At 34.9% G+C, this 19348-nt stretch carries 20 protein-coding genes and 2 tRNA genes; 10 read left to right on the forward strand and 12 right to left on the reverse strand.

The window, feature by feature from the left end; genetic code table 11:
• The first annotated feature begins 5 nt into the window (after nt 1-5).
• The 4 genes from ACYQ3X_RS04200 (at nt 6) to nrfD (ending at nt 5200) form a co-directional block, all read left to right on the forward strand.
• Entirely contained in the window at nt 6-1334 is a 1329-nt protein-coding gene (locus ACYQ3X_RS04200; protein ID WP_460180574.1) for a (Fe-S)-binding protein, read from the forward strand.
• The gene (gene hmcA, locus ACYQ3X_RS04205; protein WP_460180575.1) at nt 1331-2911 is read left to right on the forward strand and encodes a sulfate respiration complex hexadecaheme cytochrome HmcA; all 1581 of its coding nucleotides are present in this window, start codon (nt 1331-1333) and stop codon (nt 2909-2911) included. Before ACYQ3X_RS04200 ends, hmcA begins: the two co-directional genes overlap by 4 nt.
• Nucleotides 2912-3045: 134 nt before the next feature.
• On the forward strand, nt 3046-4032 hold the full coding sequence (locus tag ACYQ3X_RS04210) for a 4Fe-4S dicluster domain-containing protein (RefSeq protein ID WP_460180576.1): 987 nt from the start codon (nt 3046-3048) through the stop codon (nt 4030-4032).
• On the forward strand, nt 4019-5200 hold the full coding sequence (gene nrfD, locus ACYQ3X_RS04215) for an NrfD/PsrC family molybdoenzyme membrane anchor subunit (RefSeq protein ID WP_460180577.1): 1182 nt from the start codon (nt 4019-4021) through the stop codon (nt 5198-5200). The genes ACYQ3X_RS04210 and nrfD overlap by 14 nt, the downstream gene beginning before the upstream one ends.
• Here nrfD and ACYQ3X_RS04220 read toward each other — a convergent pair.
• From ACYQ3X_RS04220 to ACYQ3X_RS04250, 7 genes are read right to left on the reverse strand one after another with little or no spacing between them, the layout of a single operon-like run.
• Complete coding sequence (locus ACYQ3X_RS04220; protein ID WP_460180578.1) at nt 5187-6482, reverse strand: hemolysin family protein; 1296 nt, start codon at nt 6480-6482, stop codon at nt 5187-5189. The two genes, nrfD and ACYQ3X_RS04220, sit on opposite strands and share 14 nt — an antisense overlap.
• Nucleotides 6483-6484: 2 nt before the next feature.
• Nucleotides 6485-7567 (reverse strand): isocitrate/isopropylmalate dehydrogenase family protein, encoded by a 1083-nt coding sequence (locus tag ACYQ3X_RS04225; protein ID WP_460180579.1) that lies wholly within the window; start codon nt 7565-7567, stop codon nt 6485-6487.
• A 15-nt stretch (nt 7568-7582) separates the two neighbouring features.
• Nucleotides 7583-8815: a homocitrate synthase/isopropylmalate synthase family protein gene (locus tag ACYQ3X_RS04230; RefSeq protein ID WP_460181688.1), complete on the reverse strand. Its 1233-nt coding sequence runs from the start codon at nt 8813-8815 to the stop codon at nt 7583-7585.
• 34 nt (nt 8816-8849) lie between these two features.
• A complete protein-coding gene (ilvN, locus tag ACYQ3X_RS04235) occupies nt 8850-9338 on the reverse strand; it encodes an acetolactate synthase small subunit (protein ID WP_460180580.1) in 489 nt (162 codons plus the stop codon).
• 9 nt (nt 9339-9347) lie between these two features.
• Nucleotides 9348-11078, reverse strand: coding sequence for a biosynthetic-type acetolactate synthase large subunit (gene ilvB, locus ACYQ3X_RS04240; protein ID WP_460180581.1), 1731 nt, complete (start codon nt 11076-11078; stop codon nt 9348-9350).
• Between the two features lie 51 nt (nt 11079-11129).
• Nucleotides 11130-11888, reverse strand: a complete 759-nt coding sequence (locus ACYQ3X_RS04245) for a sugar phosphate isomerase/epimerase family protein (RefSeq protein WP_460180582.1) — start codon at nt 11886-11888, stop codon at nt 11130-11132.
• Nucleotides 11889-12134 carry an FmdB family zinc ribbon protein gene (locus ACYQ3X_RS04250; protein ID WP_460180583.1) on the reverse strand — a complete coding sequence of 82 codons (246 nt, stop codon included), beginning with the start codon at nt 12132-12134 and terminating at the stop codon, nt 11889-11891.
• Nucleotides 12135-12236: 102 nt separating this feature from the next.
• Here ACYQ3X_RS04250 and ACYQ3X_RS04255 point away from each other — a divergent pair, with 102 nt between their 5' ends.
• Together ACYQ3X_RS04255 and ACYQ3X_RS04260 are read left to right on the forward strand one after the other, a co-directional pair.
• Entirely contained in the window at nt 12237-13229 is a 993-nt protein-coding gene (locus tag ACYQ3X_RS04255; RefSeq protein ID WP_460180584.1) for a dTDP-glucose 4,6-dehydratase, read from the forward strand.
• On the forward strand, nt 13202-13957 hold the full coding sequence (locus ACYQ3X_RS04260) for a DUF72 domain-containing protein (RefSeq protein ID WP_460180585.1): 756 nt from the start codon (nt 13202-13204) through the stop codon (nt 13955-13957). Before ACYQ3X_RS04255 ends, ACYQ3X_RS04260 begins: the two co-directional genes overlap by 28 nt.
• Here ACYQ3X_RS04260 and ACYQ3X_RS04265 read toward each other — a convergent pair.
• On the reverse strand, nt 13932-14690 hold the full coding sequence (locus ACYQ3X_RS04265; RefSeq protein WP_460180586.1) for a hypothetical protein: 759 nt from the start codon (nt 14688-14690) through the stop codon (nt 13932-13934). The two genes, ACYQ3X_RS04260 and ACYQ3X_RS04265, sit on opposite strands and share 26 nt — an antisense overlap.
• Nucleotides 14691-14759: 69 nt before the next feature.
• On the opposite strand from ACYQ3X_RS04265, the gene ACYQ3X_RS04270 reads away from it, so the two are divergent.
• From ACYQ3X_RS04270 to ACYQ3X_RS04285, 4 genes are all read left to right on the forward strand, one after another.
• Nucleotides 14760-15008, forward strand: a complete 249-nt coding sequence (locus tag ACYQ3X_RS04270; protein ID WP_460180587.1) for a hypothetical protein — start codon at nt 14760-14762, stop codon at nt 15006-15008.
• A 42-nt stretch (nt 15009-15050) separates the two neighbouring features.
• Nucleotides 15051-15123: transfer RNA gene (locus ACYQ3X_RS04275), tRNA-Gly, on the forward strand.
• Nucleotides 15124-15131: 8 nt separating this feature from the next.
• Nucleotides 15132-15204, forward strand: a tRNA-Cys gene (locus tag ACYQ3X_RS04280).
• Between the two features lie 27 nt (nt 15205-15231).
• Complete coding sequence (locus ACYQ3X_RS04285) at nt 15232-16074, forward strand: deoxyribonuclease IV (protein ID WP_460180588.1); 843 nt, start codon at nt 15232-15234, stop codon at nt 16072-16074.
• Here ACYQ3X_RS04285 and ACYQ3X_RS04290 read toward each other — a convergent pair.
• The 4 genes from ACYQ3X_RS04290 to ACYQ3X_RS04305 are packed head-to-tail and all read right to left on the reverse strand — an operon-like array spanning nt 16055 to nt 19327.
• Complete coding sequence (locus tag ACYQ3X_RS04290; RefSeq protein ID WP_460180589.1) at nt 16055-16933, reverse strand: phosphoribosylaminoimidazolesuccinocarboxamide synthase; 879 nt, start codon at nt 16931-16933, stop codon at nt 16055-16057. The two genes, ACYQ3X_RS04285 and ACYQ3X_RS04290, sit on opposite strands and share 20 nt — an antisense overlap.
• A gap of 11 nt (nt 16934-16944) precedes the next feature.
• Nucleotides 16945-17748, reverse strand: a complete 804-nt coding sequence (gene thiD, locus ACYQ3X_RS04295) for a bifunctional hydroxymethylpyrimidine kinase/phosphomethylpyrimidine kinase (RefSeq protein WP_460180590.1) — start codon at nt 17746-17748, stop codon at nt 16945-16947.
• The gene (locus ACYQ3X_RS04300) at nt 17745-18542 is read right to left on the reverse strand and encodes a YihY/virulence factor BrkB family protein (RefSeq protein ID WP_460180591.1); all 798 of its coding nucleotides are present in this window, start codon (nt 18540-18542) and stop codon (nt 17745-17747) included. The genes thiD and ACYQ3X_RS04300 overlap by 4 nt, the downstream gene beginning before the upstream one ends.
• Nucleotides 18539-19327 carry an amidohydrolase family protein gene (locus tag ACYQ3X_RS04305; protein ID WP_460180592.1) on the reverse strand — a complete coding sequence of 263 codons (789 nt, stop codon included), beginning with the start codon at nt 19325-19327 and terminating at the stop codon, nt 18539-18541. Before ACYQ3X_RS04305 ends, ACYQ3X_RS04300 begins: the two co-directional genes overlap by 4 nt.
• Nucleotides 19328-19348: the final 21 nt, after the last annotated feature.

Genomic DNA, 19348 nt, shown 5'->3' on the forward strand with positions numbered 1-19348 from the left:
TAACTATGATAAAGTTTGAAAGAAAACCTGTCACAGACATTGGAATTGATGAGACACTGATTAGAATTGATGAGTCAAAGATTAAAAGGGCTATTGATTGGGTTTTAAAAAGAGAAGCCTCAGCAAGACTAAGAAGCTTTGTAGAGACATGTATGAGATGTGGAATGTGCACTAACTCCTGTCATCACTATCTTGCCCATGAAGGTGATCCAACCTATGCACCTGCAGCCAAAGTAAAGCAAACAATATGGGACATGCTCAATAAAAAGGGAAATGTCAGCAAAGATGATATAAAGAAGTATGCAAGAATTGCCTTTTCTGAATGCAATCTCTGCCGCAGATGTGTTCAGTTCTGCCCCTTTGGAATTGATATTGCCTACTTAATAGGGCTTGTAAGAAGAATATGCTGTCTTATTGGTGCAGTGCCTCAGTATATTCAGGATCAGGCATTGAGTCACATGCAAACAACGAATATGTTATGGTTCAGACAGGATGAATGGCTTGACACAGTTCAATGGCTTGAAGATGAGTTAAGGGCAGAAATTAAAAATGCAAGAATTCCTCTTGGTAAAAAGGATGCTGAAATTCTTTATCTTGCCCATGGGCTTGAGGCAAAATACATGACAGGGCTTCTTACCAATATGGCAAAGATAATGAATGTTGCAAAGGTTGACTGGACAATGCCTGATTGTGATGGATGGGATTATACAAACAAAGCCTTTTATGCTCAGGATCATGAAACCCTTCAGAAAGTGGTGAGAACTCACTATGAAATTGCCTTTAAACTTAATGTTAAGAGAATTGTTATGGGAGAGTGCGGACATGCTTATAGAACAGGCATATATGAAGGAACAAGACTTATGGGATGGAAGGAAAATCCAATTCCCTATCTTCACGGTGTTGAGTTCTTCTACGAACTTTTAAAAAGCGGTAAGATAAAAATAAGCCAAAAGATTAAAGAACCTGTAACTTTGCAGGATCCCTGTAATATCATCAGATATAGAGGGCTGGGAGAAAAGCTCAGATATATTGTAAACATACTATGTGAAAACTTTATTGAGATGTCACCAAAAGATGACCATAACTACTGTTGTTCTGCTGGCGGAGGAATGATTGATGCTGGTCCACCATGGAAGATGGCAAGAATTGAAGGTGGCAAGATAAAGGCAGAACAGATAAAAGGTACAGGAGCAAAAATAGTGATTGCACCATGTCATACCTGTCACAAAGGTATTGAGGATTTAAATGATTATTACAAGCTTGGAGTTCATGTAAAGTTTTTAACTGATATGATTGCAGAGCAAATGGAAATTCCAGAAGAGATGAGAGCATGAAGAAATTTGTATTTATAGGAATTTTGCTGTTCGTAGCTTTCTCTGCCTTAGGCATATATGCTTTGCTTTATTCAGAGCCTGTCAGTAAAAGCTCTGAGGAAGGCAAGGATATTATCACCATTGCTCATAAAGAAATATTTGGCAGACTTGAATATGGCACTGTTTTATTTGAACATCAAAGACATGTTAAAGCTCTAACAAAGGCTTTTAAAAAGCCTGATGAAATGCTCTGTCAGGAATGTCACGTTCAGGACAAATTCGGAGATTTTTCATTTGAGTTTCCTAAAAACATTGATAGAAAGGATTCTCAACTGCTTAAGAATGCCTATCATGAACAGTGCTTGAAATGTCATCAAAAATTAAGCTTTGAAAAAATAAAAACAGGTCCTGTAATTCTTTCCTGTAGAGACTGCCATAAGAAAGAATATGAGGACAGGACAGTTAAATATCCTTCAGTGGAGTTTGATTTTTCCCTTCATGGCAAACACGTGGAAAAAAATAAAAAAGATTGTAGCCTTTGCCATCATACTTATGACATTGAAGAGAAAAACAAAGAACTTGCACTTTTCTATGAAAAAGGAACTGAAGAGTCCTGTTATTACTGCCATGACTTAAATAAGAAAAGAGGTCCTGAACTTTCAAAAATAGTAAAAGTAGTAAAACAGAGCGGTTGGAGCATTGAAAGAGCCTTTCATAGCCTGTGTCTAAACTGTCATCTGCATAATAAGTTAGAAGCTAAGGAAGCAGGTCCACTAAACTGTTCAAACTGTCATACAGGAAAATATAAAACAGTTGATGAGCTTAAAGATATACCAAGACCTGAAAGAGATCAACCAAAGACTGCATTCATAAACATTGAAGAAGCAAAAATGAAAGGAGTTCCCTTTAACCATGAATTTCACGAAAAAAATAATAAGAGCTGTAGAAGCTGTCATCATGAAAGATTGAAGAGTTGCAAAGAATGTCATAATTTAAAAGGCAAGCAGGAAGGCGGATTTGTAAATATCCTTACTGCCTATCACTCACATGCCTCACAGATGAGCTGTCAGGGTTGTCATAGGAGTTTCATTGAAAAGAAAGAATGTCAGGGCTGTCACTACTTTATTGCACCAATTAAAACAGAGATAACAAACAAAGAAATATGTGCCAGGTGTCATAGCGGGAAAAAAGAAGTTGAAAAGGTTGCTCAATTGAGTGTTTCAACTCAAAAGGTAAAAAAGGAAGTAATAATAAAGCACATTGAAAAGGAGTTTGAGCCAGCTAAGATGCCTCATTATAAAATTGTAAAAAAGCTCACTGATATATCAAATCAAAGCAGGCTTGCAACATATTTTCATAAAGATTTAAATACAATCTGCAAAGGTTGTCACCATAAAAGTAAGGAAGAAGCAGAGGCAAAGAAGGACAATCCACCAATTTGTAAAAGTTGTCATGGTGTTTCCTTTGATTCTCAAGCAATGGGAAGACCGAGACTGCAGGCTGCCTATCATACAATGTGTATTAAGTGTCATGAAAAAATGGAGCTACAAAAACCAAAAACCTGCACTGACTGTCATGAAAGAAGGAGGAGGACATAAAAATGTACATCCTTGAACAGCTTTTTTCTCATCACGGAGCTGAGTATGCCATTGCTGTGCTTTCAATATTTGCATTTATTATAATTATGGGAATGCTCAGGGAAAGAAAAAGATATTAAACTACTGAGGGGCAAATGAATAGAAGAGAGTTTTTGAAAAAAGCATTGACAGTAGCTGGAATTAGTTTTATAAGAGGAAAAACAGTTTATGGAGGAGACTCTTCTGCTTTGTCTCAGGATAGTGTAAAATCAACAGGTAACATTGCAAACAAAAAGAATTGGTTAAAATATGAAGAAGTAAAAAGCATGCAGCTGCCAGAGGAGCCATATGCTGTGCTTGTTGACATTACAAAATGTATTGGATGCAGAAGATGTGAATGGGCATGCAATGAATGGAATAAAAATCCTAACAGACCCATTAAAGAGTTTGAGGAATCAAAGGATAAAGTTCCATCAGTTTTTGACAGAGTCCGTAGAACTCATGCTGGAGAGTTTACTGTTGTAAACAGATTTTATGATAGAGGAAAACCTGTTTATGTTAAAAAACAATGTATGCATTGCACTGAACCTGCCTGTCTTAATGCCTGTTTTGTTGATGCATTTAAGAAGACTCCTCATGGAGCAGTGCTTTATAATCCTTCTTTATGCGTTGGCTGTCGTTACTGCATGATTGCCTGCCCCTTTGATATTCCAGCTTATGAATACTACGATCCAATTACACCGCAAATAACCAAATGCACAATGTGCTTTGATAGAATAACAGAGTCTCAGGTTCCTGCCTGTGTAGAAATATGTTCAGCTGATGCTTTAAGATTTGGACCAAGAAGTGAGATGCTAAAGCTTGCCTATGAGAGAATAAATAACAATCCTGAAAGATATATAAAGCATGTTTATGGAGAACATGAAGCAGGTGGAACGAACTGGCTTTACATTTCAGGAGTTCCCTTTGAAAAGCTTGGATTTCCAATGCTTGATAAGAGAGCTATTCCCGACTACAGTAAAAACTTTCTTTTTACTGTAAAAGTGCTTGAGATTGTTGCTGCAGCGCCTCTTGTCTGGGGAGCATATTACATGATTTCAAAAAATAAAAAGAAAAAAGAAGAAAGCAATGAAAAACAATAGCTGGTTTAAGGAAAAAATACTTATGGGAATGAGCTTTAAAGAGTATGTTTCAAAACATGCTACACTGTCTTTTTTAATCGCCATTGTAATTCTTGTTTTTTCTTTTTATTCAATGATTTACAGGCTTCTTTATGGACTTGGTCCTGCAACAAATCTCTCTGACACTTATCCGTGGGGATTGTGGATTAGCTTTGATATTCTTGCAGGAATTGCTCTTGCTGCACCTGGACTTACAGTAGGCACAGCAGTCTATCTTTTTGGATTAAAGGACTACAAACACTTTGCCAGACCTGCAATTCTTTCAAGCCTGCTTGGTTATGTTTTTGCAGTCTTTGCATTGATGTTTGACCTTGGTAGATACTACCGTGTTCCCTATGTAATTGGTTGGTCATGGGGATTAAATTCAATACTGTTTTTAATTGCTTGGCATTTCTTTTTGTATATCATTATTTGCCTCATTGAGTGGTTTCCTGCATTTTTTGAATGGCTTGGCAGGGAAAAATTGAAAGAATTTTTCTCAAAGCTTGGAATCTGGGCAACTGTATTTGGTGTAATTATTGCTGGTGGACATCAATCAGCTCTTGGAGGACTGTTTCTTGTTGCACCAACAAAGATTCATCCACTCTGGTATTCGGCATTACTGCCGCTGTTTTTCCTTATCTCTGCAGTCTTTGCTGGAATTTCAATGGTTATAATTGAAAGCACCATATCTCATAAAGTTTTTAAGGAACAAATAAAAAACTTTGATGAAGAAGAATTTAATAGAAAAACAGTTGGGCTTGCAAAGGCTTTGGTTGTCTCTCTTTTTGTATATTTAATTCTTAAAATTCTTGACCTTGCTCATTATAACAACTGGCATTATTTAAATAACGGTTATGGCTACTGGTATCTTTTTGAAGTTGGTGGCTTTGTATTTGTACCAGCCTTGATTCTAATAAATGCAATAAAAACAAAGAATGCAAAAATAGTTAGAGCAACAGCCTTTGCTATTGCTTTCGGAGTAATACTTAATCGTTTTAATGTAAGCCTGATTGCCTATAACTGGTACATTCCTCTTTCTGAGAAATACTATCCTACATGGATGGAAGTAGCACTTTCCTCAGGAGTGGTAATCTTAATAGTTCTGTTTTATAGATTCATTGTAAGGAGAATGGCTATTCTTTCGTAAAAGTTGTCTCATACTTTATTTTTGATATTCTCTGTCCAATCATTTCAACAACTTTAAAAGTTTTGCCATCAACATTTACAGTATCACCAACGCGTGGAATTCTTTGAAGTACAGTAAGAATGAATCCTCCAAGAGTATCGTATTCTTCTGATTCTTCAATTTCTATTCCATAGTCTTCTTTTAAATCTCTTATAGAAATTGTAGCATCAATGAGCATTGAACCATCAGGAAGCATGATTACAGGCATTTCAGTATCATATTCATCCCTTATCTCACCTACAAGCTCTTCAAGAATGTCTTCAAGTGTTACAAGCCCTGTTACAACACCATATTCATCAACAACCAATGCCATATGAACTCTTTTTTTCTGCATTTCTTTAAGCAGTATGTTTATTTTCATTGTTTCAGGAACAAACATAGGAGGTTTAATAAGTCTTTTTATATCTATGGTTTCAGGATTTTTAATAAGTGCATTGTAGAAATCCTTTGCATGGAGTATTCCTCTTATGTCATTGAGATCCTTGCCAAGAACAGGATATCTTGAAAACTTTTCATCCATGATAATTTCTTTAATTTCATCAATACTCATGTAAATGCTAACAGTAACCATTTGAGGAGCTGGAACCATTATTTCTTTAACTGTTATTTCACTGAAACTGAATGCGCTATGGATAAGCTGTCGCTCTTCAGGTTCAAATATACCTTTTTGTTCTCCTTCTTCAATTAAAAGTTTTAATTCTTCCTGTGAGACAAAGCCTCTCTCAGAGAATGCCTTAAGTCCAAAAGGTTTTAGAAGAAAATTTGTACTTACTGTTAGAATTTTTACAAAAATAAATGTTAGTTTTGAAAATATGTCAATAAATTTTGCGGTTTTTAAGCTTATCCACTCAGGATGGGAAAGAGCAATAGATTTTGGAATTAATTCCCCCAATATTACCAGAAAATATGTAAAGACTACTACAACTACAGCTATAGATATTGCCTCTGCAGAAACTCTCAAGAAACTGAATGGCAATGCCTCAATCAAAGGCTTTACATTCTTTACTGCATATGCACCTGCTACTGCTCCCGCAAGGCTTCCTATGAGAGTGATCCCAACCTGAATTGTGGCTAAGAATTTATCAGGATTTTCCTTGAATTTCTGAACTACCTGAGCATTTGGATTTTTTTCTTCAATAAGTTGTTTAAGCCTTGATCTTCTTAATGTAACAACTCCAATTTCACTGGCAGCAAAAAGACCATTCAAAAAGATAAGAAGAAATATTAAAAAAATCTCATTCATATTTAAGAAAATTTAATTTTCTCAACAACTGCCTCTGCTACCTCCTGTGTTCCTACAGGTGGATTTGGATCATCAGGTGATTTCATATCATAGGTTACAAACTTTCCTTCTTTTATAGTTTCTGCTACTGCTTTTTCTATCTTATTAGCAGCATCAAATTCACCTAAATGTCTTAGCATCATCACAGCACTCAATATTATTGCAAAAGGATTTACTTTGTTTAGTCCTTTGTATTTTGGCGCACTTCCATGGGTTGGCTCAAATACAGCATATTCATCACCAATGTTTGCTCCTGGTGCCAGTCCAAGTCCACCAATAAGTCCTGCTGCAAGATCGCTTATTATGTCACCATAGAGATTTGGTAGTACAAGAACATCATAAAGCTCAGGCTTTTGAACAAGCTGCATACACATATTGTCAACAATTTTGTCCTCAAACTCTATGTCCGGATATCGGGCTGCCACTTCTCTTGCTACTTCAAGAAAAAGCCCGTCAGTGTATTTCATAATGTTTGCCTTATGAACAGCTGTAACCTTTTTTCTACCATTTTTCCTTGCATACTCAAAGGCAAAACGAACAATTCTTTCTGTTCCAAAGACTGAAATAGGTTTAATGCTCACTCCAGAGTCCTTCCTGATTTTTTTGCCTGTTTTTTCTTCAATAAATTTTATCAAATCCATAGTTTCAGACTCACCTTTTTTAAACTCTACTCCAGCATAAAGGTCTTCAGTATTTTCTCTTACTATAACAAGATCAATATTTTCATACTTTGTTCTTGCACCTTTAAAGCTCTTACAGGGTCTTACACATGCATAAAGGTCAAGAGCCTGTCTAAGTGTGACATTTACGCTTCTAAAACCTGTTCCAACAGGTGTTGTTATAGGTCCTTTTATGGCAATTTTATTTTTTTTAATTGAATCTATTACCCTTTCAGGAAGAGGATTTCCCTCTTTTAAATAAACCTCCTCACCTGCATGTTGAATTTCCCAGTTGATTTTTATTCCTGTTGCTTCAACAACTTTTTTCATTGCCTCTGATATTTCAGGACCAATTCCATCTCCTGGAATAAGCGTAATATTGTACATTCTTATGTTTCCCTCCTAAGGTGTTACTGTGAGAATCTGCCTGACAATGTCAGGATACTGTGCTATAAATCTAAGTTCATCATCAGTAAGAGGTTTCTGTGTATGTAAGTTTGCATACTGAACAAGTTCAAGTATTTTTCTTGCTTCATTGTCATCGTGAAATTCTATTCCAAGTTTACTGTACACATATCTGAATCCTTTTATTCCACCATACTCTCCAGTAGTTATAATTCTTCCTGTTTCAAGAAGTTCTGGTTCTCCACGACCAACATCTTCTGGAGAGTAAAGTTCATAATTAGCTCTGTCTTTTAAAACTCCATCAGCATGGATTCCTGATTCATGAGCAAAAGCATTTGCACCAACACCTGGCTGATTTATAGGAATGGGGATATTGAATGCATATGATGCGTATCTGGCAATCTTCCATGCCATTTTAAGATTAATATGCTCATCAAGTGGACATTTTTCCCTCAGTCCATGAGAAAATTTAAGAGCTAAGATTGTGGAAACCAGATCAGCATTTCCAGCTCTTTCACCATATCCATTAACTGTTGTATTTATGTAACTGTCAACTCCTGCCTCAATTGTTCCCTGAGCTCCTGCAACAGAGACTGCCTCTGCCATACCAAGATCATTGTGGCAATGCATTTCAATAGGAAATTTTGTAGCCAGCGCAAGTGTATGAATTCTTTCATAAATTGTAATCGGGTCTTCACATCCAAGTGTATCACAATAACGGAATCTATCTCCACCTGCCTCTTTTCCTGCAAGAATGAATTCAATGAGTCTGCTCAATTCTGTTCTGGATGCATCTTCTGCATTGAATCCTACTGTTTCTGCTCCTAATTCTTTGGCAAGTTTTACAGCATCATACATTCCTTTTAATATATCATCCCATGTCTTTCTACCCTGAAATTTACCCTGAATCATAATTTCAGATGTGGATACAGAGAGATTAAGATGTTTAATTTTGGGACAGTTCTTAAATGCTAACTCAACATCTTCAGGAATTGCTCTTGCCCATCCTTCAAGATGAATTCTTTTAAATACTCCCATCTCAGCAAGTTCAAGATTTGCATTAATGTAATTAACTTCATGTTTCAAAGTAGGAAATCCAATTTCACTCTGATAAACTCCCATTTCATCAAGATATAAATTTAGCATTGTCTTTGAAAGTTTTGGAAGAAGTATTCTTGAAGTCTGTACACCATCTCTATTTGTTACATCAATAAGATAAACTTTTCCTATGTTTGCCATTTTTCCTCCTTTTTTTAATTTGTTGTTATTTTCTTTGAGATATTTCTCTTGGAATGGCTACTTTACCTGTTCTCACAAACTCTTTTATTCCTAAGGGTTTCATAAGTTCTATGAAAGCTTGAATCTTTTTTTCATCTCCTGTGACTTCTATTGTATAGGTTGTAGGACCTGAGTCAACAACTCTTCCACGAAATATTTCAACTGTTTTCAATAACTCAAGTCTGTTTTCCTTTCTTGGGGCAACTTTAATTAAAACCATTTCTCTTTCCACATGATCTATGTCAGTTAAATCAACAACTTTGATAACATCTACAAGTCGGTTAAGTTGTTTTGTAATCTGTTCAATAACTCTATCATCTCCTGTTGTCACGATTGTCATGATTGATATATTTGGATCAATTGTTTCTCCAACTGAAAGACTTTCTATGTTGTAACCCCTGCCACTGAACAGTCCAGCAATTCTTGCTAAAACTCCAAATTTGTTTTCTACTAAAACAGAAATTGTGTGTCTCACTGTTTCCTCCTATTTAACCGCTTTCAGTTTTCGCTCTTTTTTCTTCTCTTCAAAGATCATCTGATCAATAGGAGCTCCAGGCGGCACCATAGGATATACCTTTTCTTTCCAATCAACAACAAAATCCATAAATACAGGCTTTCTTATTGATAAAGCTTCTTTTATTACAGGTTCAACTTCACTTGGTTTAGTTGCTCTCAATCCAACAGCACCATAAGACTCTGCCACTTTTACAAAATCAGGTGCTGTGCTTAAATAGGTATGTGAATATCTTTCGTTGTAAAAGAGTTCCTGCCATTGTCTTACCATTCCAAGATAGCTGTTATTAATTATTGCTACTTTTACAGGTAAATCATAAACTACTGCTGTTGCAAGTTCCTGAATATTCATCTGAATACTTCCATCACCTGCTATGTCAATAACTGTCATGTCAGGAAAGGCAAGTTGAGCACCAATTGCTGCAGGAAACCCATATCCCATTGTTCCAAGTCCACCTGAGGTTACAAGCCTGCGAGGTTTGTCAAACTTGTAAAACTGCGCTGCCCACATCTGATTCTGTCCAACCTCTGTTGTAATAATTGCATCACCTTTTGTAATTTCATATATTTTTTCAATAACATACTGGGGCTTTATAACTTCTGGATCAAACTCATATGTAAGAGGTCTTTCCTTTTTCCATTGATTTATCTGTTTTAGCCATGCTTTTCTGATCTCCTCCCACTGAGGCTTGATTTCTTCTTTTATTATTTTATTAAGCACCTGAAGAACCCTGCTAACATCTCCAACTATGGGAATATCTACTCTTACATTTTTACGAATTGATGTAGGATCAATATCTATATGAATAATTTTTGCCTGAGGAGCAAAGGCATCTGCTTTCCCTGTTACTCTATCGTCAAATCTCATTCCAATTGCAATAATTAAATCAGAATTCTGAACTGCCATATTGGCATAATATGTTCCATGCATTCCAAGCATTCCAAGTGAAAGTTCATGGGTACGAGGAAAGCTGCCAAGCCCCATCAAAGTATTTGCAACTGGAATTTGAGTAATTTCTGCAAGTTCTTTAAGATATTCATGGGCATTGGAAATAATACATCCACCACCAGCAATAATAACAGGTTTTTTTGCCCTGGCTATTTCTTGAGCTGCTTTTTTTATCATGTAAATATTGCCCTCATAGGTTGGATTGTAGCTTCTTATATAAACTTTCTCTGGCCAAACAAACTCTGCCCTGCCCTGAGTAACATCCTTAGGAAGATCAACAAGCACAGGACCTGGCCTTCCTGTTGTGGCAATATAAAAAGCTTCTCTTACCTGTTTTGCTAAATCTTTTACATCCTTTACAAGAATATTGTATTTGGTGCAAGGTCTTGTAATTCCTACAATATCTGCTTCCTGAAAAGCATCATTTCCAATAAGAAATGTGGGAACCTGACCTGTAAAGATAACAAGTGGAACAGAATCCATGTAAGCAGTTGCTATTCCTGTGACAGTGTTAGTTGCTCCTGGTCCACTTGTGACCAGAACAACACCAGGTTTTCCACTGACCCTTGCATATCCATCAGCAGCATGGGTAGCTCCCTGTTCATGTCTTGTAAGAATCAGCTTTATGTCTGGATCATCGTAAAGAAGGTCAAAGATGTCAAGAATTACTCCTCCAGGGTAACCAAAAATGTGTTTTACCCCTTCCCTCTTCAAACATTCAATTAAAATTTCTGCACCTTTCATTTTTGCCATGGCTATATCCTTATTTTATAAGTTTTAAAAAATAAAATACCATAAATATTTTTATTTAATCAATTCTTTAAGTATTTTTATGCTTTTAAAAACATCCTGCGGAGTATGAGCCTCAATTGTATATAAACAATCTTCTTTTTTCAATAATCTAAAGAATTTTTCAAAGTCAAAGCAACCGCCTCCAATATAAAGATGTTCATCAAACTGTTTGTTGTTGTCATGGAGGTGAAGCTCAATTATATAGTCATTCAATGAATAAAGCCATTCTTCAATGCTTTTTTTTGAAAAGAGATTAAAATGCCCTGTATCAAAACATACTCCAAAATAGGAGGAGCAAAGTTTTTCCATAAGCATTTGCAGATTTTCAGGGTCTTCTTCAAAAATGTTTTCTATGGCAATTTTAATCTTTAATTTTTCCGCCCTTGGTAATATTTTTTCCCATGTTTTAAGGCTTGCCTCCAGCCATACTTTTACTTTAAAGGCATACTTCCATTTTTCATAGCCTGAATGAAAAACTATTGATTCTGGGTTTAATATTTCAGCAATATCAAAAACCTGATTGAATCTTTCAATTGTAATTTCTCTTACTTTTGAATCAACCGCACCCGGAGATAAATCCATAAATGGTGCATGGAAAGATAAAGAAGGCTCATATGATAGAGTTTTTTTAAGTTTTTCTATATCCTTCGTAGTAATACAATCAAGTGATTGAGAGTCAAAATATATCTCAAGATTAAGTTTTTCTTTTTGAATAATATCAATGTAATCGTAAATTTTGTTATATGGTATATGAATATGTGTTTTTTTCATCTATGTGGATTTTCCTTCTGAGTTTTTGGAAGTTTTGTTTGCATTGGAAGAAGCCTCTGAGTTGTTTTTTCTTGCATAGTCTGTCACATACCAGCCACTTCCTTTTAAAATAAAAGAAGACTGTGATATAAGTCTTTTAAGTTCCCCTCCGCAGACAGGACAATTTTTTAAGGGTTCTTCACTAATTTTTTGAATAACTTCATGAACTTTGTGGCATTTCATACATTCATATTCATAAATCGGCATCTTACTCTACACCTCCTTATAAGAGTATTGATGAATTTTATTTTAAAACATTTTTCTTTATTTTTGGTATAATTAATAAAAATTTTTAAGGAGGCTTCAGGCATGAAAGTTCTTGTAACTGGTGGAGCCGGTTTTATAGGAAGTGATTTTGTAAGATTAGCTGCAAGAAAAGGCTGGAAGGTTACAGTTGTTGATAAATTGACCTATGCTGGTGATATAGAAAGACTTAAACCAATTCAGGACAGAATAGATTTTTACAATGTGGACATCCTTGACAAGGAAGAATTAAGAAAAATATTTGAAAAACATAAGCCAAAAGTAGTACTACATTTCGCAGCAGAAACAAATATAGACAGATCAGTTATAGAGCCAAGTGTTTTCATGGAAACAAACATTATAGGAACTATATATCTTCTTGAGCTTGTTAAAGAGTTTGAAATAGAAAAGTTTATAAACATTACCTCCTATGAAGAATATGGTGATATTAAAGAGGGAGAAAGGGATGAAGACTGCCCTTTGAATCCTCGCTCCCCCTATGCTGTAAGTAAAGCATCAGCAGATATGCTTGGACAGGTTTACTGGAGAGCATTAAGGCTTCCTATTATTACCTTAAGACTTTGTAGTATTTATGGTCCCTGGCAGAATCCTGAAAGACTTATACCCATGACAATACTCAAAGCTTTGCGAAATGATTATATTCCTGTTTATGGAACAGGTGATATAATTCGTGAATGGCTATATCTTTGTGATTGTATAAGGGCAATTTTTGCAGTTCTGGAAAAGGGCAAACCAGGAGAAGTATATAATGTGGGAAGTGGAGAGAGATTTCAGGTGATTGATATTGTAAAGCAAATACTAAAATTTCTTGAAAAACCTGAAAGTTTGATAAAGTTTGTTCCAGATCGGCCTGGACATGAAAAAAGATTTGCCATATGTAGTGAAAAAATCAAAAACAGAACAGGCTGGGCTCCTGTAACAAAGTTTGAATCTGGATTAAAATCTACAATAGAGTGGAATTTAAACAACAGAACATGGCTTTTCAAAAAGCTGTTTTATTATGAAGACTTATGGAGCAGGCTATACAGGGAAGACTAAATTACTATATTGGCACATCAGGCTGGCAATATGGACACTGGAGAGGAATTTTTTATCCTGAAGAATTAAAATATTCAGAATGGTTGTCTTATTACTGCAGGTATTTTTCCACTGTTGAGATTAATGTTACTTTTTACAGAGATGTGAGACCTTCAACATTTCAAAGATGGTATAGTCTGACACCAGAAGATTTCCTTTTCTCAGTAAAACTTTCAAGGCAGATAACACATTTTAGAAGACTTAAAGTGAACAAAGATTTAGTCAACAGCTTTATTGAAAAATATGTTTCTTTAAAAGAAAAATTAGGGGTTATTCTAATTCAACTTCCACCAGGATTAAAATTTGATGCAAAATTAGTTAATGATTTTATTTCTTTGCTTGACAAAACATATAAATATACCATAGAAGTGAGGAATAAAAGCTTCATTAATGACAACTTTTTTAGTATTCTTAAACAGAATAACATTGCTTTTTGTATAGCAGATTCTGCTGGAAGATTTCCATATTATGAAGTGGTTACAGCAGACTTTGTTTATGTGAGACTGCATGGCTCAAAAAGACTTTATGCCTCGGAATATACAGATGAAGAATTAAGCCTTTGGGCTCAAAAGCTCAAAACATGGAATAAGTCTGCATATATTTATTTTGACAACGATTTCCTTGGATACGCTGTAAAAAATGCATTAAGGCTTAAAGAGCTTCTCACTGACACCTCTTTTCAAAAATAGGACAGAATCCTTCCTGTGTGGAGGATTGCGTTGCTTGACTGAGTAAATACTCCTTTATATTATCCTGTCCTACAATGAACTTTTTTGTTGCACCTTCATCACAAAAAAGCACAGGAACATGCTCTATTTTCAGAGTTTTAAGAATGCCTGCAACTTCTTTTGCATCCTGAGTTTTAACTGAAATTGAGTGAGCTTTACAAAATTGTATTACTTCTTCACAGTGCGGACATCCTTGGGAATAAACAAGAACATATTGGGAAGATGGTATCAGGTTAATTCCAGGATTTACAAGATAAACTGTTAAAAATACGGAAACAAAACCAATAAAGGCATAAGCCATTGCATGGTGTTTTTTGAATAATCTAAAAACACTGCTTATGAAAAGAATTCCAAAGACAGTAAGACAGAAGATGCATAATTCTTTAATTATAAACAGTTGGAAACCAACTAAATAACCTTCTACTGATAAAGCTGTAATAAGAATCCCTGAATGAATATGTTCAATTAGAGAATTGGCTCTTACAAGAGAGATAAAAGTTAAAACTCCAAATAAAGCTAAACCTGTAATAAGAAGAACCAGGTCTCCTCCTTTTACAAAGCTTTCAACAATTTTGCATCCCTCTGTTGTGCAAAGGCTTTTGCCATAAAAATGCATTATAGTCTCAGCTAAAACAAGGAGAAAACCTGTTAGATACAATAGAGCAGATAAACTGAATTTTTTATTTTTAAGCATAGTTATAATATACCACAATTTACTAACAGGATAAAGTGTTCCTTGCCAATTGACACAGAAAGAGGTTTTATGATAGTTTTTTATATGCTGTCTTTTTTCAAAAAATGGAAAAATAAAAGAGAGCTCAAAAAAATTAACAAACTTATAAAAGAGTTTGAAGAAATGCGTGAAAATTTATTAAAAAAAGCTGAAGCACTTGAGGAATTTGCAAACAGAAGGATAAAAGAGTTAGAATTAAAATTAGATAATATGGAGCAGCAGTTAGAGATCTTTGAGAGAATCATAGATTCTCTTGATCCTAAAAAAAGAGTTAACTAAGGGGCACCCCAAAAAGTCGTAGACTTTTTGGGGACCCGCTTTGCGGGTGTAGCTCAGCTGGTAGAGCACAACCTTGCCAAGGTTGGGGTCACGGGTTCAAATCCCGCCACCCGCTTTTTTATTGGCGACGTACCCAAGCGGCTAAGGGAGCGGTCTGCAAAACCGCCATGCGCCGGTTCGAATCCGGCCGTCGCCTTTAAATAAGAAAAAAATTTCTGCAAAGGTGAGATCGCTCGGCGTTCATACTTCAATTAAAGATAGCTTAATAAATTCAATAAATGAAGCAATAGACCTTCAATGCACAACCTTTCAGATATTTCTTCATAGTCCAAGAATATGGCAGATTCCAGAATTTGAAAAAGAAGTTATTGATGAATTTAAAAGACTTAGACAACTTTATTCATTGAATCCTTTTATTGTTCATGCCTCTTATCTGATAAATCTCATTTCATCAAATCCAAAAACCATTGCTTCTTCAAGATATCTTTTAAAAAGAGAGGTTTTAATGGCAGATGCCCTTGATGCTGACTACTATGTAATTCATTTAAAGGACAACAAGGATATGGAAAAAGATGAAATTTTTGCAAAAACCATTGAGGGATTCAGCAAAATTGGAAAGCTTGAAAAATGTAAAATTCTTATAGAAAACACTGCAAAAAGTAAGATTACATCCTTCATTCCAGATTTAGTTGAGACATTTAAAAATATTGAAAATGAAAATCTTGGAGGCATCTGTATTGACACCTGCCATCTCTTTGCTGCAGGATATGATATATCCAAAGAAGAAGGAATATCAAAATTTATTGAAGAAATCTCTCAATATGCCTCTTTTGATTTAATTAAATTAATTCACCTCAATGATTCAAAGGCTTCTGCAGGCTCAGGAATTGACAGGCACGAACATATTGGCAAAGGATACATTGGTATAAAAGGTTTTGAGAGATTTTTAAAAATAGAGAAACTCTCTCATCTGCCATTAATCCTTGAGACACCTAAAAAATCCCCTGATGATGACTTAAAAAATCTTGCTACTGTAAGAGAAATACTTAGGAAGTTAGAATCCTGAATATCTCTTCATATCTTTCTTGAGCTTTCTTTACAATTTCATCTGGCAACTCTGGTGCAGGCGGTTTTTTATCCCATTTTATTGAAAGAAGATAATCTCTTACGATCTGCTTGTCATAGCTGTCCTGTGGTTTCCCAGTAGCATAATCCTTCATGGACCAGAATCTTGATGAATCAGGTGTTAAAAGTTCATCAATAAGTATGAGGCTGTCACCATAAAATCCAAACTCCATTTTTGTGTCAGCAATTATAATTCCTTTTTTTTCAGCAATCTCTGATGCTCTTTTATAGATTGCAATGGAAATTTCTTTTATTTTTCTTGCTGTTTCTTCGCCGAGAATCCTGACAGTTTCATCAAAACTTATATTTATATCATGTCCCTTTTCAGCCTTTGTGCTTGGTGTGTAAAGAGGCTCTGGAAGTTTTTGTGACTCCATAAGTCCCTCTGGAAGTTTAATTCCGCAAATCATGCCTGTTTTTTGATAATCTTTCCATCCTGAACCAGTTATATATCCCCGAACAATGCATTCCACAGGAATGGGCTTTGCCTTTTTTACAAGCATGCTTCTTCCTTCTAAAATATCTCTGTATTTTTTAAGAGACTCTGGAAACTCATTTACATCAGCTGAAATAATATGATTTTCAATGATGTCTTTTACCTTGTTGAACCAGAATAAAGAAATCTGCGTTAAAACTTTTCCCTTACCTGGAATCCCTGTGGGAAGCACCACATCAAAGGCTGAGACTCTATCTGTTGCCACAATAAGCAGGTAATCATCAACCTCATAAATATCTCTAACTTTTCCTCTGCGAAGAAGTTTTACATCTTCAAGATTTGTTTCAAAGACAATGTCTTCCATTGTTTTCCTCCTTATATTTTTAATAAATTCATGCCTCTGCCTAATTTTAAGGCATTTAAAATAGAGTTTTTAATAAATTTTTTTGTAGCATTAAAAGCCTCCTTTGGCTCATATCCAAGACACAAAAATGAAATAAAAGCTGATGAAAAAGCACATCCAGTTCCATGAAACTCGCCAGGGTATTTTTCATCTTCTATTTTATGAAAATTTTTTCCATCATAAAGCATATCAACTGCCTTTTCTTTAAGCGGGTCCCCAAAAAGTCTACGACTTTTTGGGGTGCCCCAATGTCCTCCTTTAATTATTGCAATGCTTGTTCCCATTTTATGGAGTTTTTGTAAAGCCTCAAAAGCATCATCAATTTTTTCAATCTTTAGTTCTGTGAGTGCTTCTGCCTCTGGAATGTTTGCTGTAACAGCCATTGAAAGAGGAATAAGCTCTTCTTTGAGAATTTCCAATGCTTCTGGCTCTATTAATTTAGCTCCCAGCGTAGAGGTAATTATAGGGTCAACTACAAGATTTTTTATATTAAATTTTTTAATTTTTTCAACAATACACTGTATAGTTTCTCTACTGTAAAGCATTCCTGTTTTTGCTCCATATGGTTTTATATCTTTGAGAAGAGTTTCAAATTGAGCTTCTATTATTTCTACTGGCAAAGGATAGGTTAAAACAAACTCTGATGTGCTCTGTGCAGTAACAGCAGTTATAATGCTTAATCCATAAATATCAAGTGAATGAAAAACTTTTAAATCCATCTGAATACCTGCTCCAGATGTGGGATCAGTTGCTCCTATTGTTAAAACTGTTTTCATTTCTTTTCTATATTTTTTATTAACTCTGCTCCATAAAGAAAAACTGCCCATCCATAAAACAGCCACATGAGAAGAGCCAAAAAAGTGGATACAGAGCCATAGAGTGTACTTATTTTAATTATTTTTACTACATAAAATGCAAAAACATGTTTAGCAATCTCTATTAATACTGTGGTAACTGCAGCTCCTGTTAAAATTGAACCAAGCTTAATTTTTTTGCTCGGTAAAATTTTGTAGAGCAATGTAACTATAACAAAGATTAACACAAAAGGAAGAAGGTATTTCAAGAAAAAAACAAGCATGATATTTAATTCAGAAAACACCACAGGATGAAGAAATCTTATAAGGTAGGTAAGGACAAATGAAGCTGCTACAGTGAGTGTTATAAGAAGAATTATAAAAAAAGAGATTAAAAGAGAGATTATGAAATGTCTTTTCTTTAGAGTTTTAAAAATTTTATTTAGAGAAAACTCAATTGCTGTGAAAAGCTGTAAAGAGAAGACACCATAAAGAATAAGAGAAACACTGCTAACCTCTTTTGAAGCTAAAATTTTTCTCAACTCCTTAATCATATGTAATTCTATCGCAGGAAAAAATGTAATTAACTTTGAATATACAAATTTTATAACTCTTTCTTCCTGCAATACATTAACCAGAACATTGACAACAAACATACTTAAAGGAATGATTGATAGAATTGAAAAAAAGGCAAGGGAAGAACTCAGAAAAATTCCTTCATCTTTATAAAAGTCTTTTAAACCCGAAATAAAAGCCTTAGGGAGTCTTACAATCATCTGAGCAGATTTTCCGCATTAAGATGAAAAATTTTTTCTAAAATTTCCTGAGCAAGACCAAGTTTTTGAAGATTTTCTATTTCTTTGCCCTGGTCTGCCCATGGAGAATCTGTACCAAAAAGAATATAATCTGAAGGATGTTTAAGAATAAGTTCCTTTATTTTTTCATCAGGCATCCATCCAAAACAAAAGGATATTTCCATATATATTGGTTTTCCAATCATTAACCTTTCAACATCATCCCACTGTTTCCATGCTCCAAAGTGAGTGGCAATAAACTTAAGTTCAGGAAACCTGTTTATCAAATTCATTATTCTTTCAGAAGAAGCAATATCCCACTCGGGAAAGGCTATGTCATAACCGCAATGCATTACAATCAATAAATCGTTTTCAATCAATGCCTCATAAAGGGTATAAACTTTTTCATCATCAATGGCAAAATTCTGATAAAAAGGATGCATTTTTATTCCATAAAAGCCTTCTTTTTTGATTAGCTTAACATGTTCTTTAATCTCTTTATCCTCAGGATGAACAGATGGTAGAGGAATAATTCTATCAGAGCGAATTTTATCACTCCATTTAAGAATTGAGTTAAACTGTTCTGGTCTTGTAGCAATATTACATAGCACAGATTTTGTCACACCATTTTTATCCATTGAACGAAGAAGATCATCCAGTGTTCCACTAAGACAGGCTTTGACCTGACTGTTTTCTTCCAGTTTCTTTATTGCTCTTTCTGCTATTTCTTCAGGAAATGCATGAGTATGAAAATCAATAATTTGCATAAGTTTTATTTTATCCTTAGA

The organism is Thermodesulfovibrio sp. TK110 (assembly GCF_054658355.1).